Below are 17,068 nucleotides of genomic sequence, written 5' to 3'. Positions count from 1 at the left end.
GGTGATCGAACCATGACCGAACAAGCGCCCGGTGCCCATCCGCACTACGACCGCCTCATCGAGGCGGTGCGCGAGCTGCCGCCGTTGCGCATGGCCGTCGTTCATCCTTGCAACGACGTGTCCCTGCTCGCGGCGACGGAAGCAGCGGCGCTGGGCTTGATCGAGCCGATCCTGGTCGGTCCGGCGGGCAAGGTGTCGGAGGCTGCCGCCGCGGCCGGCGTAGATCTTTCGCGCTACACCGTCGTCGACGTGCCGCACAGCCATGCGGCGGCGGAGATGGGCGTGGCGATGGCGCTCAAGGGTGAGGTCGACGCCCTGATGAAGGGTAGTCTGCACACCGATGAACTGATGGGTGCGGTGGTCCGGCGCGAAGGCGGCCTGCGCACCGCGCGGCGCATCAGCCATTGCTTCGTAATGGACGTGCCGGGACATGCGCAGCCGCTGATCATCTCGGACGCGGCGATCAACATCGCGCCGACGCTGGAGGAGAAGGTCGACATCGTGCAGAACGCGATCGACCTCGCGCACGCGCTGCATCTGCCGGAAGTGCGGGTGGCGCTGCTGTCGGCGATGGAGACGGTGAATCCGAAGGTGCCGTCGACCTTGGATGCGGCAGCGCTGTGCAAGATGGCGGACCGCGGGCAGATCACCGGCGCGGTGCTGGACGGCCCGCTGGCGATGGACAACGCCATCGATGCGGAAGCCGCGCGCATCAAGGGCATCGTGTCGCCGGTGGCGGGCAAGGCCAACGTGCTGATCGTGCCGGACCTGGACGCCGGCAACATGCTGGCGAAGAGCCTGAGCTTCCTGGCGCAGGCCTACGCGGCGGGGGTGGTGCTCGGCGCGAAGGTGCCGATCGTGCTGACCAGCCGCGCCGACTCGCGCACGGCGCGGCTCGCGTCGTGCGCGCTGGCCTCGATGCTGGCCGAGGCCGGGCGGGCCGGGCGCATCAAGGCCGTGGGCTGATCACTCTTCCAGCAGCGAGCGCAGCATCCACGCGGTCTGCTCGTGCACCGTCAGGCGCTGCGTGAGCAGGTCGGCGGTCGGCTCGTCGCTGGCCTTGTCGACCAGGTCGAACAACGCGCGAGCGGTGCGGGCGACGCCTTCATGGCCGTCGACCAGGATGCGGACCATGTCCAGCGCCTTGGGCGGCGTGGTCGGCGCGTCCGGCAGCGAACTCAGCGCCGCGAACTGCGCGTACGAACCCGGCGCCTTGTGGCCCAGCGAGCGGATGCGTTCCGCGACCGGGTCCACGGCGTTCCACAGCTCGGTGTACTGGGCCATGAACATCGCATGCAGCGAGTTGAACATCGGCCCCGTCACGTTCCAGTGGAAGTTGTGCGTGGTCAGGTAGAGCGTGTAGGTGTCGGCCAGCAGCTTGGACAGGCCTTGCGCGATCGCGGCGCGGTCCTTGTCGCTGATGCCGATCTGGATGGACGGCGCGCCCTTGGCGGAGGCGGCTTTGGCGGGAGAGGGGCTCTTCTTGGCCATCGAGGGACTCCTTACGGGAATGGAAGACAAAAGACGCTGAGCAGCCTAACCGATCCAGGGGATCGGCCACATGACCGAGGCAGGTGCGACGGCCTTGTTCACGCAACGCTGTGTCGCATCCAGTCGATCAGCGACTGCACGTTCAGCGCGGCGCCGGCTGCCACCAGCAGCCAACCCAGTGTGCGTTGTCCGGAACGTGGGGTCATGTCTTGCTCCTTGCAGATGAAATCCCAAACGCCTGTCGTTGGCATCTCCCGGAAGGAGGGTCACGACAGCGCGGAGGAGTGAACTTTAGGTAGGAGCTATTGATTGATCAATTTGGATAGCTTAAGCGCGACGATGAGGAAAAACTAAAGCCGCCCGGAGGCGGCTTTCAGGAAGGGCGGGTCTTGCGGGGAGTCACGACAGCAAGGTCACCCCCTTGAGCGTGCACGCATATACCGCGTTGCGCAGTGCCGCGACCGCCTCGTAGCGGGTGAACGTGCGGCGCCAGGCGAGCACGACGCGTCGCGTCGGCGCCGGATCCTCGAAGGGCACATAGCGCAGGTGCGGCGGGACGTGGTCCGGCACGCTCAGCGCCGGCACCACCGTGACGCCCATCCCGGACGCCACCATGTGCTTGATCGTCTCCAAGGAGCTGCCCTCGAAGCTCTTGCGGATGCCTTCGGCGTCCGTCGAGAACCGCGCGAACTCCGGGCAGACCTCCAGCACGTGATCGCGGAAGCAGTGGCCGTTGCCCAGCAGCAGCATCGTCTCGGCCTTGAGCTCCTCGGCGCTGATGCGCGGCTTCTTCGCCAGCGGATGCACCGCCGGCACCGCCACGACGAAGCTCTCGTCGTACAGCGGCGCCACCGCCAGACCCGCGTCGGGGAAGGGCTCGGCCATGATCGCGCAGTCCAGCTCGCCGGTGCGCAGCATGTCCAGCAGCTTCTGGGTGAAGTTCTCCTGCAGCATCAGCGGCATGCGCGGGTAGAGGTCGATGCAGTGCTTGACCAGCTCCGGCAGCAGGTAGGGCCCGATCGTGTAGATGATCCCCAGCCGCAGCGGCCCGTCCAGCGGATCCTTGCCCCGCTTGGCGATGTCCTTGATCGCGCTGGCCTGCTCGATCACCGACTGCGCCTGGCGCACGATGTCCTCGCCCAGCGGTGTCATCGTGACCTCGTTGGCGCCGCGCTCGAAGATCTTGACGTCGAGCTCCTCCTCCAGCTTCTTGATCGCCACCGACAAGGTCGGCTGGGAGACGAAGCAGGCTTCCGCGGCACGGCCAAAGTGACGCTCGCGGGCGACGGCGACGATGTAGCGCAGTTCGGTCAGGGTCATGGCCGGCATTGTCCTCAGAAAGCGGCATCGTGGCACCGTCCCGGTACACTGCCGCCCCACCCCCCGGCCCCTCCCCGGACCTGCTTCCAGGGGACTCGCATGACCGAACAGACCTCCCCCCGACCGCTCCTCCGACGTCCCTCTATGCCGTGCCGCGTCCGGCGGGCGCGTCGCCCGACCGCAAGCCTGTCACGCTGCAGCGCCTGCTCGACATGCATGCCGCCGGCGAGAAGATCGCGATGCTGACGGCCTATGACGCCACCTTCGCGCACGCGATGGAAGACGCCGGCGTGGACTCGATCCTGATCGGCGATTCGCTGGGCAACGTCGTGCAGGGCCTGCAGACCACCGTGCCGGTCACGCTGGAGGCGATGGTCTATCACACGGCCAACGTGGCGCGCGCGCGCCGCACGGCCTGGATCCTCGCGGACCTGCCGTTCGGCACGTACCACGAGTCGCCGCAGGCGGCCTGGAAGAACGCGATGCAGCTGGCGCAGGCCGGCGCGCACATGGTCAAGCTCGAAGGCGGCGGCTGGACCACCGAGACGGTCCGCTTCCTGACCGAGCGCGGCATCCCCGTCTGCGCCCACCTGGGCCTGACGCCGCAGACGGTCACCGCGCTGAGCGGCTTCAAGGTGCAGGGCCGCGACGAGGCCGGCGCCGCGCGCATCAAGGCGCATGCGCGCGAGCTGGTCGACGCCGGCGCGCAGATGCTGCTGCTGGAGATGGTGCCGGCGGCGCTGGCCGGCGAACTGACGCGCTCGCTGGGCGTGCCGGTGATCGGCATCGGCGCCGGCGCGGAGTGCTCCGGCCAGGTGCTGGTGATGCACGACATGCTGGGCGTGGGTGGCGGTCGCAAGCCGCGCTTCGTGCGCGACTTCCTGCAGGGCGCGGGCTCGATCGGCGACGCCTTCTCCCGCTACGTCACCGACGTGAAGTCCGGCGCCTTCCCCGCCGCAGAGCACACCTACTGATCATGAAGATCCACCATGACATCGCCGGCCTGCGCGCCGCGCTCGCGGGCGGCCGCCCGGTCGCGTTCGTGCCCACGATGGGCAACCTGCACGACGGCCACCTGGCGCTGGTGCGCCAGGCGCGCGAGGCGGTCGGCCAGGACGGTGTCGTCGTGGCCAGTGTCTTCGTCAACCGGCTGCAGTTCGCGCCGCACGAGGACTTCGATCGCTACCCCCGCACGCTGACGCGCGACGCCGAGCTGCTCGAGGGCGCCACCTGCGACCTGGTCTTCGCCCCCGACGAGCGCGAGATGTACCCCGAGCCGCAGGGCTACAAGGTGCACCCGCCCGTCGAGCTGGCCGACATCCTCGAGGGCCACTTCCGGCCCGGCTTCTTCATCGGCGTCTGCACGGTGGTCGCCAAGCTGTTCCAGATCGTCCAGCCGGACGTGGCCGTCTTCGGCAAGAAGGACTACCAGCAGCTGATGGTGATCCGCCGCATGGTCGACCAGTTGGCGATGCCCATCCGCGTCCTCGCGGGCGAGACCGAGCGCAATGCCGACGGCCTGGCGCTCTCCTCGCGCAACGGCTACCTGAGCGGGCAGCAGAAGCAGGACGCGCTGCTGCTGTCGCGCACGCTGAAGGCCATGATCGCGCGCTGGTCGGCGGGCGAGCGGGACCTCGACCGCATCGAGTCCGATGCGATGGCCTCGCTGCGCAACGCGGGCTGGGCGCCGGACTACCTCACGCTGCGCCGCCGTCACGACCTCGGCCCGGCACGCGAGGGCGAACCGCTGGTGGCGTTGGCCGCCGCGAAGATCGGCCAGACCCGCCTGATCGACAACCTCGAGTTCTGAACCGAAGGTGTCTTTCCGTCGGTGATCCTGGGCCTTCTGACGGCCGCACGGTGAGCTGCTTCACCCAGGCCGTCCGTCGTCAGGGAAAGCCCTGCCGCGTTTCGTGCGGCGCCCGCCCGACGGCCCTGTTTTGTGTCGGCTGCGACACGATACTGCGCGCTCCTTTGCCAGAAGCAGGCGCCACGAGCGCCGACAACACGCCGTCATGAAGCCGCAAACCCTGCTCTCCTCGATCTCGCCCGCACCGCGTCTGCTGGCGCTGTCCGCCGCCGTCCTGCTTGCCGCCTGCGGCGGCGGCGGTGACGACAACTCGAACCCGGTGCCCAAGCCCAATCCGGTCACCGTTGCGCCGACCATGGACTGCAGCGCCGCAGGCAAGGCGGCTGCCACCGCCAGCACCGCCGCGAACGTCGTGTGCATGCTGACCAGCGACGGTGAGATCGTCGTGGAGCTCGACGCCCGCGCGCCGATCACCGTGGCCAACTTCATGAAGTACGTCGACGCGAAGTACTACGACAACACCCTCTTCCACCGCGTGGTGCCCGACTTCGTCGCGCAGGGCGGCGGCTTCACCACGGGTTTCGCCGGCAAGCCTTTCCCCACCGGCCTGGGCACGGCGATCAAGCTGGAGGTGAATGTCGGCCTCTCCAACGTGAAATACACGATCGCGATGGCACGGTCGGCGACGCCGGTCGACTCCGCGACCAGCCAGTTCTTCTTCAACAGCGCCGACAACAGCGCGAAGCTGGACTACAGCGCCTCGACCACCGCGCCGAACGCGGGGTATGCCACCTTCGGCCGCGTGATCTCCGGTCAGGCCACGGTCGACAAGATCAACGCCGAGCCGCAGCTCTACATCGGCGCCGAGACCCCGGCGACCGAAGTCCTGCTGTACTGGGCCATCCGCCTGAAGTGATCCGGCTGCGCGCCATGAGCGCGCCCCGCGGCGATATCCCGTCCGACGGCGATATCCCGCGGGGTTCAGCCTGATGCCCGAACCTGGCGCGAGCGACCGCCGCCGTCAGCGCTTGGGCAGGATCCGGTCCTGCACCATCACGGCCTCCAGCACTCCCGGGTTGATGCTTCGCTCGTAGGGCGCCACGACGATCAGGCGCAGGATGCTGCCGCTGGTCGCCCCCTCCATGCGCCTGCGGTGCGCCCCCGGGTAGTCATTGCGCTTCTTGTAGCTCAGCAGCTGCTGGTGCGACGACTGGAAGTCGCTGGCCGGCGCCGGCAGCACTGCCGAACTCAGGTCGTTGCTGCCGAAGGCGTACAGCCGGTCGGCGGTCTCCATGAGCGCCAGCGTCTGTTCGGTGCCCTGCAGCGGTCGGACCGGAAAGCCGGAGGAATAGTCTTCCCCGGGCAGGTAGAACTCGACGAGTTCACCGAAATCGGCCGCCAGCAGCACGCTGCCCCCGGAGGAGAACGCCTGCATCCGCACCTTGTTCCAGGCACCCATGCGCAGTCGAGCGACAAAGGCTGGATTGACGCTCTGACTCCAGTCGGGCAACGCCATCTCGAACTGGCCGTTCTTGCTCGACCACGGCTGCCCCGCCCATTGATTGGTCAGGTTCACGCCGCGTGCAATGATTTCGCGGGACCGGCACCAGTGCGACGGGTCCTCATACCCGGTGCGACCCACCCTGGCCTGGCTCGACGGCCCACAGACCACGGGGCGGACTTCCTTCCAGTCGTTCTGCCTGGGCGCATCCGAGGTCGACGCGCAGAGGCGTCCGTCCTTGGACAGGCACATCGTGTCGCCTTCCGGATTCTTGGACAACATCATGTCGTGACCAAGGATCCTGTAGTCGGTCCACTTCGCGAAGAAGCTGGCGTAGACCACGTTGCACCAATGATCCTGGTGGACGTAGCCCGTGTCGCCCCAGATCGCCTTGTGCCTGGCACCGCAGGTCAGGGTCCGCGCCGGTTCGACGGGTTTGCCCGAGGTGCAGTTCACGCCGTCGGGGCTGTAGCAGCCGACGTTGCCGTCGCTGTCGAGGCGGAAGTAATAGCCGTCCTTCGCCTTCCAGTCGGACGGGGGCGCGGCCTGGGCGGCGGTCCCGCAGGCCAGCAGCGACAAGGCGGCCAGCCACGATCGCGAGAGTGTTGAAGCCATGAGCACGAGGTTCTCCTAACGCAAGATGAGGGAACCATGGGTGCTTCGCGGACGTCTCGGGGTTCGGGAGACGTGCCGCCGGGGCGCTGTGCGGCGCCGGGTTCGGCGCGTTCCCCAGGCCGTCAGGCCTTGAGGTATTCGGTCTTGTGACCGAGCCACCGCTCGACCTGCAGCTGCGCGGCGCGCGGCTGTTCGTCGAGCAGCCGGGGCGCCAACGCCCGCGCCGCGCTCAGCAGCGGCGCATCCTCCTGCAGGTCGGCGAAGCGCAGCAGCTGCGCGCCGCTCTGGCGCGCGCCCATGAATTCCCCCGGTCCGCGGATGTCGAGGTCGCGTCGCGCGATCTCGAAGCCGTCGGTGGTCTCGGCCATCGCGCGCAGGCGGGACTTGCCGGTGTCCGACAGCGGCCCGGTGTAGATGAGCACGCACACGCTGGCGACCGATCCCCGCCCGACGCGACCGCGCAGCTGATGCAGCTGCGACAGGCCGAAGCGCTCCGCGTGCTCGATGACCATCACGCTGGCGTTGGGCACGTCGACGCCGACCTCGATGACGGTCGTCGCGACGAGCACGTGCATCTGGCCGCTGCTGAACAGCGACATCACCGCCGCCTTCTCCGCCGACGGCATGCGGCCGTGCAGCAGCCCGATCATCCTGCCCGGCAGCGCGGCGCCCAGTTCGGCATGCGTCTCGGTGGCATTCTTGAGATCGAGCGCCTCGGATTCCTCGATCAGCGGGCAGACCCAGTAGACCTGCCGTCCGTCCTCGACGGCGGCGGCGATCTTCTCGATGACGTCGTCCCGTCTGCCGTCCGCGAAGACGCGCGTGACGATCGGACTGCGGCCCGGCGGCAGCTCGTCGATCGTGGACACGTCCAGGTCGGCGAAATAGGTCATCGCCAGCGTGCGCGGGATCGGCGTGGCGCTCATCATCAGCAGGTGCGGCTCGAGCGGGCCTGAACCCTGGCCCGCGCCGGTCGCCTCGTCCGCCAGCTTCTTGCGCAGCGCCAGCCGCTGCGCCACGCCGAAACGGTGCTGCTCGTCGATGATCGCCAGCCCGAGCCGGTGGAAGCGCACCTTGTCCTCGATCACCGCGTGCGTGCCCACGATCAGCGTGGCCTCGCCCGAGGCGGCCGCGTCGAGCATCTTCTGGCGCGCCTTGCCCTTGATGCTGCCGGTGATCCAGGCGACGCGGATGCCCAGCGGCTCCAGCCAGCCGATGAGCTTGCGGAAGTGCTGCTCGGCCAGGATCTCGGTGGGCGCCATCAGTGCGCATTGCCAGCCGGCATCGATCGCCACGGCGGCCGCGAGCGCGGCCACCACGGTCTTGCCCGAGCCGACGTCGCCCTGCAGCAGCCGATGCATCGGCTGCGGGCGGCCAAGGTCGGCGGCGATCTCTTCGGCGACACGGTGCTGCGCGCCGGTCAGTGCGAAGGGGAGGGCGGCGAGCAGCCGTTCCTGCAGGCCGCCGGACGCGGCGCGCAGCGGTGGCGCGCGCAGGAGGGCGCGCTCGCGCTGCGCGCGCTGCTGGCTGAGCTGCTGCGCGAGCAGCTCCTCGAACTTGAGCCGCTGCCACGCAGGGTGGGTGTGGTCTTCCAGCGTGGACAGTCCCGCCGACGGCGGCGGGTGGTGCAGGAAGTTCAGCGCGTCGCGCAGCGCGGGCAGCCCCTTGGGCACCAGCGCCAGCGGCAGCACCTCGTCCAGCGGCGCCCGGCGCAGCGCCGACGCGACGGCCTTGCGCAGGTAGGCCTGCGGCAGCTGGGCGCTGGTCGGGTAGACCGGCGTCAGCGAGGTCGAGAGCGGCGTGTCCACGTCGACCTTGCGGAAGTTCGGATGGACCATCTCGCGGCCGAAGAAACCGACGCGGATCTCGCCGCGCACGCGCACACGCTGGCCGACGGCCATCGTCTTCTGGTGCGCGGGATAGAAGTGGAGGAAGCGCAGCGTCAGCAGCGCGCCGTCGTCGTCGCGCAGCTTGACCAGCAGCTGCCGGCGTCCGCGGATCTCGATGCGGCACTCGATCACTTCCCCTTCGCATTGGAGCGTGTCGCCGTCATGGGCACGGTCCAGCGGGGTCAGGGTCGTCTCGTCCTCGTAGCGCAGCGGCAGGTGCAGCGCGAGGTCGATGTCGCGCGCCAGGCCCATCTTTTCCATCGCCTTCTGCGGTGCGGACTTGGCAGGCGGTGGCGCAGGGGAGGGGGCGGTGCTGGCCTGGGTCATGTGGATGAGATTTTGCCCCGGGACGATCCCCCGTTCGGGCGAGACATCGAGGCGTTCAGATGACGTGAAGCTGGTGCAGAATCCGCCCCGCAAAAAAGCAAACAAATTGAAACATCGGGAGGATCCCTTGAGCATGAATGAACGCATGCGCGCCGGCTGGGCCGGCGTGCTGATCAGTGCCGCGCTGCTGAGCGCCTGCGGCGGCGGCGGCGGCGGTGACGATGCCCCGACGCCGCCCCCGCCGGTGCAGGGTGTGGCGATTCCGGACAACCTGGCGATCGCGGCGCCCTCGACCACCGACATTGCGTCGGCGACCGCCTTCACGAGCAACGTGGCAGCGACCACGGGCTTGAGCTTCGCCTGGACCTTCGGCGACGGCAGCACCAGCACGGACGCCAGTCCGAAGCACGACTTCGCCAAGGTCGGGGACTACCCGGTGGTGTTGAAGGTGTCGAACGCCGCAGGCGCCTCCAAGGAGGTCAAGTGGACGGTGAAAGTGCTCAACCGCGCCCACGTGCAAGGCCTGAACTGCACCGCCGCCGACAACTCGGGCTGGTGCTGGCAGGCGCCGCGACCGAGCGGCACGGTGCCGCAGGCCTTCTTCTTCGTGGACGCGAGCAACGGCTGGTCCGTCGGCGACGGCGGCGAGATCCTGCGCACCCGCGACAGCGGCCTCACCTGGAGCAGGCAGATCACCGGCATCGCCACGCGGCTGACGGCCGTGCGCTTCTCCGATCTCAACAACGGCTGGGCGGCGGGCGACGCCGGCGCGCTGTTGCGGACGACGGACGGCGGCGCCCACTGGAGCCTGCAGACGTCCACGCAACCGCCGATGTCCGGCGCCTCCTTGCAGGTCGCCGGCGCCAATACCCTGGTGATGGCGATGAACGGGCAGATCCGCGCGACGGCGGACGGCGGCGCGACCTGGCGCCGGGCCTCGTTGATGCAGGAGCCGGTGCTGGCCGCAGACGGGGCGCTCTGGTGGTTCGACAACGACGGGCTGCGCAAGTCGACGGACCTGGGCGGGACCTCGACCGTCGTGCTGGCGTCCAGCAATACGTTCCCGAGCTACGGCTACGGGTTCCAGCTGTTCGGCAATGCCGCGATCGTGGCCGGCACCACCTCGACCTATGTCAACGGGCAGGGCTATGTCTATTCCCTGTCGATCCGGCGCAGCCTCGACGGCGGACAGGGCTGGGAGACGATCGCACCGCAAGGCCTTCCCGTCGCCTCGTACATCCCGCTCGGCACGCCGCAGTTCACGGATACGTCGAACGGTCTGCTCCTGGCCAACGCTGTCCCGTACCGCACCGTCGACGGCGGTCGGAACTGGATCGCCCTGGCGCTGCCCGCGGACGCGGCCCAAGGCCTCTCGATCAGCTATGAGAACGTGGGACGCGGCGTCTGGTCGCGCAACTACGCCTCGCTGACCAGCGGCAGACGCGTGACCGAGGTGAGCACCGATTCCGGCGCGACCTGGACGGTCGCCAGCCTCGACTACAGCAATCGGCCGCTGGTTGCGATCGACGCGCGGACCTGGCTGATGACCAACTGGGACAACGTGACGCGCATCAGCACCGACGGCCTCAAGACCTGGACCCGCATCGCGGGCCCGGATGCCGACGCGGCGGGCAAGACGCTGCAGGCCTTCTGGTTCTTCGATGCGAAGCGCGGTCTCGCGCTCTCCGGCAAGGGCGACCTGATGGAGACGGTCAACGGCGGGTTGGACTGGGCCGTGAAGGTCGGCGGGCTGACACCGGTCTCGTACTACTCGACGCTGCCGCGCTTCCAGTTCGTCGATGCGAAGAAGGGCTGGCTGCTCGCCGCCGACGGTCGCATCTACCTGACCGACGACGCCGGCGTGAGCTGGCTCACGCCGCTGCAGTCGTCGTCGCGCACCGTCACCGCCTTCCACTTCGTCGACGCGCTGAACGGCTTCGCGCTGGCGACCGAGATCCAGCAGTCGCAGCAGCGCCAGTTGCTGATCGCGACGACGGACGGCGGCAAGTCCTGGACGCAGCAGGCGGTGCTGGACGCGTTCTACAACGACCTGAAGTTCGGCGGAGCCCTCAACGGCACGCTGGTGGGCAGCGGCGGCGCCGTCGCCGTGACTGCGGACGGCGGCAAGACCTGGACGGGACGGTTCTCCGGGACCGGCGCGGCGCTGAACCAGCTGGCCTTCAGCGACGCCGGCACGCTGTGGGCGACGGGCGAGGCAGGTCTGCTGATGTCGAGCAAGGACGGCGGCGCGAGCTGGGTCGGCCAGGCCAACGTCAACCTGACGACGAGCCTGCGGGCGATCCGTTTCCTCACCGCGCAGCAAGGCTGGGCGGTCGGCGACAACGGCACCGTGCTCATGACGGCCGACGGCGGCACGACCTGGCAGAAGCAGTTCGTGGGCACCCAGAATTCGCTGACGCAAGTGTTCTTCGTCGACGCCCGCACGGGCTGGGTCGCCGGCAGCAACGGCACGCTGCTGGCCACGGGGACCGGCGGCCAGTAACCGCGGGCGATGACGTCTGAAGCCGGCCGGTGTCGCCAGACCTGGCCGGCTTTTTCATGGACCGCCGTGACCGATTGCCGCTTCCGCCGGGGCAACCGGGCATTTCCCCCGGGTCGGCGGGGAGACGCGCTTCACGCCGGGCTGATAGGCTGGGCCAACCTCCTTCCCCGCCATCCGACGCCCCATGATTTCCCGTCGCGAGAGCCTGCTCTGGCTTGCCGCCACCGCCGTGCCGGCGCTGCCGGCGCGTGCGGCCGACGGGCCGGTGCGGATGGTCGCCACCGAGTTCCCGCCCTACACCGGCAGCCACCTGCCCGGCGGCGGCGTGGCCTGCGAGATCACCCGCGTCGCGCTGCACCAGGCGGGGCTGTCCATGAGCCTGACGTTCCGCCCCTGGGCGCGGGCCCTGCTCGAGTTCCAGCGCGGCGACCACGACGGCGTCATCGGCGCCTGGCGCTCGGTGGAGCGCGAGCGCACGATGCGTTTCCCGCAACCGCTGGGCATCCTCAACCAGGTCGGTTTCATGGCCCGGGCGGACCGCCGGCGCCGCATCGACGATCTCGCCGCGCTGCGCGACCTGCGCATCGGCGTGGTCCACGGGTATGCGAATCCGCCGCGCTTCGACGCCGCCAACCTGACGGTCGAAGGTGCGGTCGACGACCTTGCCAACCTGCGCAAGCTGCTGGCCGGACGTGTCGATCTGGCGCTGATCGACAAGGGCGTCGGCGCCCACCTGCTGGAGACGCAGCTGCGCGAGTCCGCCGGCAAGCTGGTCTGGCTGGACCCGGCCGTGTCGGAAGTGCCGCTGTACACGGTGTTCTCGAAGGTCCGACCCGAGGGCGAACGCCTCACCGCCGCGCTGAGCCGCGGCATCGGCGATCTGCAGGGCAGCGGACGCCTGGCGATGCTGCTGCAGCAAGGGGCGCGTTGGCAGTAGTGGGAAAATCGCGCCCATGTCCCGTACCTACTCGGTGAGCGATTTCGATTTCGCTCTGCCTCCCGATCTCATCGCCCAGCATCCCGCCGCCGAACGCAGCGCCTCGCGCCTGCTCGACGGCCGGTCCGATCCGCCCGTCGATCGCGTGTTCCGTGAGCTGCCCGACCTGCTGAATCCCGGCGACCTGCTGGTGTTCAACGACACCAAGGTCATCAAGGCGCGCCTGTACGGCGCCAAGGCCAGCGGCGGCGCGGTGGAGGCGCTGGTCGAGCGCGTGCTGCCCGGCACGCGCGAGGTCTGGGCCCACATGCGTGCCAGCAAGAGCCCGAAGGCGGGCGCCGTGGTGCGCTTCGCCGACGCCTTCGACGCCGAGGTCCTCGGCCGCTGCGGGCCGGACGACGGCCTCTTCCACCTGCGCCTGTCCGGCGAACCGTTCGAACTGCTCGAGCGGCACGGCCACGTGCCGCTGCCGCCCTACATCGAGCACGGCGACTCGGCCGACGACGTGCGGCGCTACCAGACCGTGTTCGCGCGCGAGCCCGGCGCCGTGGCCGCGCCGACGGCCGCGCTGCACTTCGACGAGGCGCTGCTGACGCGGCTCGCCGGGCGCGGTGTCGGCACGGCGCATGTGACGCTGCACGTCGGCGCCGGCACGTTCCAGCCGGTGCGCGTCGAATCGCTGTCCGAGCACAAGATGCACAGCGAATGGTTCCAGGTCACGCCGGAGACCGTCGAGGCGATCGCACGCTGCCGCGCCGCGGGCGGCAAGGTCACGGCCGTCGGCACGACGACGCTGCGCGCGCTGGAGTCGGCCGCGCTCGGCGGCGGGCTGAAGGCCGGCGCGCGGGAGACCGACATCTTCATCACGCCCGGCTTCGACTTCCAGGTCGTCGACCGGCTGGTGACCAACTTCCACCTGCCCAAGAGCACGCTGATGATGCTGGTGTCGGCCTTCGCCGGCTACGAGCCGATCATGGCGCTCTACCGCCACGCGATCCAGCAGCGCTACCGCTTCTTCAGCTACGGCGACGCCATGCTGCTGGAGCGCTCCGCCGGGCGCTGAGGGCCGGCCGGCCGGCTGCCTGGCCGCCCGGCCGCCTCGGAGGGGTGTCCGTCGATGTCCTGCAGCCGTCGTGTCACACCGGAGTAGGCTGCGTCGTCTTGTGGGCAAGACGACTCCGGACGACGCGCCATGACCGACACCGCTCCCGACACTCCTTCCGGTACCCCTGCCGCCGCCCCGGCGTTCGATCCCTCGCCCGCGGCGCGCGCGCTGCGCTACGACCGCGAGCACACGCGATCGCTGCGGGCGCTGGCCTACCGGATGCTCGGCTCACGGGCGGAAGCCGAGGACATCGTCCAGGAAGCCTGGCTGCGCTGGGCCGATGTCGACGAGTCGACCGTGCGCCATGCCGGCGCCTTCCTGTCGCGGCTGGTGACCAACCTCTGCCTGGACCGGCTGCAGTCGGCGGCGATGCGGCGCGAGCAGTACGTCGGCACCTGGCTGCCCGAGCCCCTGGTCGACGACGCCGGCGACTGGTCGCCCAGCCCGGAGGCGCAGGCCGAGTTCGCGCAGGACGTGTCGGTCGCCTTCCTGCTGACGCTGGAGCGGCTGTCGCCGCTCGAGCGTGCGGCCTTCCTGCTGCACGAGGTCTTCGAGCTGGACTTCGACGAGATCGCCCGCCGCCTGGACCGCAGCGCCGCGGCCTGCCGGCAACTGGCGAGCCGCGCGCGACAGCACGTCAAGACCGACTACGCCCGCCACGAGGTGGAGGACGAGGAGCGCCAGCGCCTGTTCCAGGCCTTCATGGGCGCGCTGCAATCCTTCGACGTCGACGGCCTGGCGAAGGTGCTGACCGACGACGTGGTGCTGCTGGCCGACGGTGGCGGCAAGGTCTCGGCGGTGCGGACGCTGACGGGCGGGGCGCTGGTGGCGCGGACCTTCGTCGGTTTCGTGAAGATGCCGGCCAGCCGCGATTGGCGTCTCCGGCCCGCGCGGGTCAACGGCCTGCCGGGGTTCATCGTCTACGGCGCGACCGGCGAGCCGATCCAGACCGTCGCGCTGCGGCCCGCGACGGCGCCCGGCCGGATCAGCGCGATCTACGTCCAGCGCAATCCCGACAAGCTGGGTCATCTGCCGAGGATCGAGCCGATGCCGACGTCAGCGCGGGCGTCGAACCCGGTGTCGACGCCGGTTCCGCCGTCCATGCCCGCCGCGCCCGAGGACGGTGCGGGCTGAGCCGTAAGCGGGCGCCATGCGCCCATCCGGCGCAATCCGGCGCCGTTCTGGCGCGTCATGACCGTCCGGGCAACACCCGACCCCTCCTCCGGACTGTGGTGTCCCCCCGCGCCCACGGGGGTTGCCGGTGTTTGTGAATCCCTATGTTTAGGGACAATCGGAGCCACAAGACCTACTTTCGCTCGGGATTCACCATGACGCTGTTCGCACGTACTTCGATCGCCGCCGCCGCCGCGCTGTTCAGCGGCCTGGCTGCCGCCGCCTCCATCGGCGGCCTGGTGAATACCGGCGCCGGACAGTCGACCGGCAGCACCGACACGAACTACAAGTACACGGCCACCGGCAATGCGGCCGGCCTGTCCGGCTTCGGCGTCGTGAGCAACGGCGCCGCGGATCCGTTCCCGAGCTGGCTGCCCAACACGGCCAGCTCCTCGTGGCTGATCCCGGGTGCCGACCAGAACACCAACTACAGCCCGACGGGCAACTCGACGTTCACCTGGACGCTGAACTTCGACCTGACCGGCTTCGACGCCAGCAGCGCCTCGTTCAGCGGCCACTGGGCGGCGGACAACAACGGCGTGCTGCTGCTCAACGGTGTCGCGATCTCGTCGATCTCCGGCCAGCGCGGCTACGCCGACTGGACCTCGTTCTCGGCCTCGAGCGGCTTCCTCGCGGGCGTGAACACGCTGCAGTTCGTCGTGACCGACACGGTCGACCAGACCTACAACTTCACCGGCCTGCGCGCGGAGTTCCTGAGCTCCAACGTCAACGCGACCGTCGCGCCGGCCGTCCCGGAACCGCACACCTACGCGCTGATGCTGGCCGGCCTGGGCGCGCTGGGCTTCATCGCGCGCCGCCGCCGCGGCTGATCGCCGGGATCGGGGCTTCCGCCCCGGGGACGAAAAAGCCGCTGAGCGATCAGCGGCTTTTTGCTTTCCGGGTCCTGCGAGGACACACCGGAACCGGCCGGGACGCTGCTCGAGCGACCCGACCCGGGGACCTTACTCGTCGCCGCCGGTCAGCAGCGGGATCGAACCTTCCGAATGCTTGCCCAGCAGGCCGCTGCGGCTGTAGACGCCGAGCTTGTCGCGCGTGTCGGCGATGTCCAGGTTGCGCATCGTCAGCTGGCCGATGCGGTCGGCCGGCGTGAACGGGGCGTCCTCGACCTTCTCCATCGACAGGCGCTCCGGCGCGTAGGTCAGGTTGGGGCTGACGGTGTCGAGGATCGTGTAGTCGTTGCCGCGGCGCAGCTCCAGCGTCACCTCGCCGGTGATCGCGCGGGCGACCCAGCGCTGGGCGGTCTCGCGCAGCATCAGGCATTGCGGGTCGAACCAGCGGCCCTGGTACAGCAGGCGGCCGAGCTTCATGCCGTTCATGCGGTACTGCTCGATGGTGTCCTCGTTGTGGATGCCGGTGACCAGGCGCTCGTAGGCGATGTGCAGCAGCGCCATCCCGGGGGCCTCGTAGATGCCGCGGGACTTGGCCTCGATGATGCGGTTCTCGATCTGGTCGCACATGCCCAGGCCGTGGCGGCCGCCGACGCGGTTCGCTTCCATGAACAGCTCGACCAGGTCGGGGAAGGTCCGGCCGTTGATCGCGACCGGCACGCCTTCCTCGAAGCGCACCGACACCGTCTCCGCCTTGATGACGACGTCTTCCTTCCAGAAGGCCACGCCCATGATCGGGTTGACGATGTTCATGCCCTGGTTCAGGAACTCCAGGTCCTTGGCCTCGTGGGTGGCGCCCAGCATGTTGGAGTCGGTCGAGTAGGCCTTCTCCACGCTCATCTTGTAGTCGAAGCCGTTGGCGATCAGGTACTCGCTCATCTCCTTGCGGCCGCCGAGTTCGTCGATGAAGGTCTGGTCCAGCCAGGGCTTGTAGATCTTCAGCGCCGGGTTGGCCAGCAGGCCGTAGCGGTAGAAGCGCTCGATGTCGTTGCCCTTGAAGGTCGAGCCGTCGCCCCAGATGTTCACGCCGTCGTCGCGCATGGCCACGACCAGGGCGGTGCCGGTCACGGCGCGGCCCAGCGGGGTCGTGTTGAAGTAGGTGGCGCCGCCGCTCTTGATGTGGAAGGCGCCGCACTGCAGGGCGGCGATGCCTTCGGCGACCAGCTGCGCGCGGCAGTCGACCAGGCGGGCGATCTCGGCGCCGTAGGCCTTGGCCTTGCGGGGGATCTCGTCGTAGTCGCTCTCGTCGGGCTGGCCCAGGTTGGCGGTGTAGGCGCAGGGGACGGCGCCCTTGCCGCGCATCCAGTGCACCGCGGCGCTGGTGTCCAGGCCGCCCGAGAAGGCGATGCCGACGCGCTCGCCGGCGGGAATCTTTTGGAGGATGGTTGCGGCCACGGGCAGTCTCGCGCGGTAGTGGGGAAAACAGCCGGCGATTCTAGGCTGCGGAGGGCGGCGAGGCTTCGTGGATGGGCGAGACACGTCGGCGGGG

The 17,068-nt window shown here is 69.4% G+C and carries 14 protein-coding genes; 9 read left to right on the top strand and 5 right to left on the bottom strand.

Features of this window, described 5'->3' with window-relative positions; genetic code table 11:
• Positions 1 to 12: 12 nt before the first annotated feature.
• Positions 13 to 966 carry a phosphate acetyltransferase gene (locus ACQ86G_RS06690; RefSeq protein ID WP_431259862.1) on the top strand — a complete coding sequence of 318 codons (954 nt, stop codon included), beginning with the start codon at positions 13 to 15 and terminating at the stop codon, positions 964 to 966.
• Here ACQ86G_RS06690 and ACQ86G_RS06685 read toward each other — a convergent pair whose 3' ends face one another.
• Positions 967 to 1,491, bottom strand: coding sequence for a Dps family protein (locus tag ACQ86G_RS06685; protein ID WP_067280034.1), 525 nt, complete (start codon positions 1,489 to 1,491; stop codon positions 967 to 969).
• Positions 1,492 to 1,890: 399 nt separating this feature from the next.
• Positions 1,891 to 2,811: a hydrogen peroxide-inducible genes activator gene (locus tag ACQ86G_RS06680; RefSeq protein ID WP_297532779.1), complete on the bottom strand. Its 921-nt coding sequence runs from the start codon at positions 2,809 to 2,811 to the stop codon at positions 1,891 to 1,893.
• 149 nt (positions 2,812 to 2,960) lie between these two features.
• On the opposite strand from ACQ86G_RS06680, the gene panB reads away from it, so the two are divergent.
• The 3 genes from panB to ACQ86G_RS06665 all read left to right on the top strand — a co-directional run bounded on the left by panB (position 2,961) and on the right by ACQ86G_RS06665 (position 5,537).
• Positions 2,961 to 3,785 (top strand): 3-methyl-2-oxobutanoate hydroxymethyltransferase, encoded by an 825-nt coding sequence (gene panB, locus ACQ86G_RS06675; RefSeq protein WP_431259861.1) that lies wholly within the window; start codon positions 2,961 to 2,963, stop codon positions 3,783 to 3,785.
• Positions 3,786 to 3,787: 2 nt separating this feature from the next.
• On the top strand, positions 3,788 to 4,621 hold the full coding sequence (panC, locus tag ACQ86G_RS06670) for a pantoate--beta-alanine ligase (RefSeq protein ID WP_431259860.1): 834 nt from the start codon (positions 3,788 to 3,790) through the stop codon (positions 4,619 to 4,621).
• A 205-nt stretch (positions 4,622 to 4,826) separates the two neighbouring features.
• On the top strand, positions 4,827 to 5,537 hold the full coding sequence (locus tag ACQ86G_RS06665; protein WP_431259859.1) for a peptidylprolyl isomerase: 711 nt from the start codon (positions 4,827 to 4,829) through the stop codon (positions 5,535 to 5,537).
• 105 nt (positions 5,538 to 5,642) lie between these two features.
• On the opposite strand, the gene ACQ86G_RS06660 is transcribed toward ACQ86G_RS06665, so the two are convergent.
• Entirely contained in the window at positions 5,643 to 6,737 is a 1,095-nt protein-coding gene (locus ACQ86G_RS06660) for a hypothetical protein (protein WP_431259858.1), read from the bottom strand.
• A gap of 122 nt (positions 6,738 to 6,859) precedes the next feature.
• Positions 6,860 to 8,953: an ATP-dependent DNA helicase RecG gene (recG, locus tag ACQ86G_RS06655; protein WP_431259857.1), complete on the bottom strand. Its 2,094-nt coding sequence runs from the start codon at positions 8,951 to 8,953 to the stop codon at positions 6,860 to 6,862.
• 133 nt (positions 8,954 to 9,086) lie between these two features.
• Here recG and ACQ86G_RS06650 point away from each other — a divergent pair, with 133 nt between their 5' ends.
• From ACQ86G_RS06650 to ACQ86G_RS06630, 5 genes are all read left to right on the top strand, one after another.
• On the top strand, positions 9,087 to 11,456 hold the full coding sequence (locus tag ACQ86G_RS06650) for a YCF48-related protein (protein WP_431261350.1): 2,370 nt from the start codon (positions 9,087 to 9,089) through the stop codon (positions 11,454 to 11,456).
• Between the two features lie 184 nt (positions 11,457 to 11,640).
• Positions 11,641 to 12,393, top strand: coding sequence for a substrate-binding periplasmic protein (locus ACQ86G_RS06645; RefSeq protein ID WP_431259856.1), 753 nt, complete (start codon positions 11,641 to 11,643; stop codon positions 12,391 to 12,393).
• 16 nt (positions 12,394 to 12,409) lie between these two features.
• On the top strand, positions 12,410 to 13,456 hold the full coding sequence (queA, locus tag ACQ86G_RS06640; RefSeq protein WP_431259855.1) for a tRNA preQ1(34) S-adenosylmethionine ribosyltransferase-isomerase QueA: 1,047 nt from the start codon (positions 12,410 to 12,412) through the stop codon (positions 13,454 to 13,456).
• A gap of 129 nt (positions 13,457 to 13,585) precedes the next feature.
• Complete coding sequence (gene sigJ, locus ACQ86G_RS06635; RefSeq protein WP_431259854.1) at positions 13,586 to 14,632, top strand: RNA polymerase sigma factor SigJ; 1,047 nt, start codon at positions 13,586 to 13,588, stop codon at positions 14,630 to 14,632.
• Between the two features lie 194 nt (positions 14,633 to 14,826).
• Positions 14,827 to 15,501 carry a PEP-CTERM sorting domain-containing protein gene (locus ACQ86G_RS06630; protein ID WP_431259853.1) on the top strand — a complete coding sequence of 225 codons (675 nt, stop codon included), beginning with the start codon at positions 14,827 to 14,829 and terminating at the stop codon, positions 15,499 to 15,501.
• Between the two features lie 132 nt (positions 15,502 to 15,633).
• Here the strand turns inward: ACQ86G_RS06630 and argG are convergent, their stop codons facing one another.
• Positions 15,634 to 16,974 (bottom strand): argininosuccinate synthase, encoded by a 1,341-nt coding sequence (gene argG, locus ACQ86G_RS06625; RefSeq protein ID WP_421035622.1) that lies wholly within the window; start codon positions 16,972 to 16,974, stop codon positions 15,634 to 15,636.
• Positions 16,975 to 17,068: the final 94 nt, after the last annotated feature.

Source organism: Roseateles chitinivorans (genome assembly GCF_050632145.1).
GTDB classification, from domain to species: domain Bacteria; phylum Pseudomonadota; class Gammaproteobacteria; order Burkholderiales; family Burkholderiaceae_C; genus Roseateles; species Roseateles chitinivorans_B.
Note: the sequence above shows the minus strand (reverse complement) of the source record. Positions and strands in the feature narration are given on the sequence as shown.

Coding starts and splice junctions, on each gene's coding strand:
- panC (WP_431259860.1), top strand. CDS start 3,788: ATGAAGATCCACCATGACATCGCCGGCCTGCGCGCCGCGCTCGCGGGC.
- ACQ86G_RS06660 (WP_431259858.1), bottom strand. CDS start 6,737: ATGGCTTCAACACTCTCGCGATCGTGGCTGGCCGCCTTGTCGCTGCTG.
- ACQ86G_RS06685 (WP_067280034.1), bottom strand. CDS start 1,491: ATGGCCAAGAAGAGCCCCTCTCCCGCCAAAGCCGCCTCCGCCAAGGGC.
- ACQ86G_RS06630 (WP_431259853.1), top strand. CDS start 14,827: ATGACGCTGTTCGCACGTACTTCGATCGCCGCCGCCGCCGCGCTGTTC.
- ACQ86G_RS06650 (WP_431261350.1), top strand. CDS start 9,087: ATGAATGAACGCATGCGCGCCGGCTGGGCCGGCGTGCTGATCAGTGCC.
- ACQ86G_RS06665 (WP_431259859.1), top strand. CDS start 4,827: ATGAAGCCGCAAACCCTGCTCTCCTCGATCTCGCCCGCACCGCGTCTG.
- sigJ (WP_431259854.1), top strand. CDS start 13,586: ATGACCGACACCGCTCCCGACACTCCTTCCGGTACCCCTGCCGCCGCC.
- recG (WP_431259857.1), bottom strand. CDS start 8,953: ATGACCCAGGCCAGCACCGCCCCCTCCCCTGCGCCACCGCCTGCCAAG.
- ACQ86G_RS06680 (WP_297532779.1), bottom strand. CDS start 2,811: ATGACCCTGACCGAACTGCGCTACATCGTCGCCGTCGCCCGCGAGCGT.
- ACQ86G_RS06645 (WP_431259856.1), top strand. CDS start 11,641: ATGATTTCCCGTCGCGAGAGCCTGCTCTGGCTTGCCGCCACCGCCGTG.
- ACQ86G_RS06690 (WP_431259862.1), top strand. CDS start 13: ATGACCGAACAAGCGCCCGGTGCCCATCCGCACTACGACCGCCTCATC.
- queA (WP_431259855.1), top strand. CDS start 12,410: ATGTCCCGTACCTACTCGGTGAGCGATTTCGATTTCGCTCTGCCTCCC.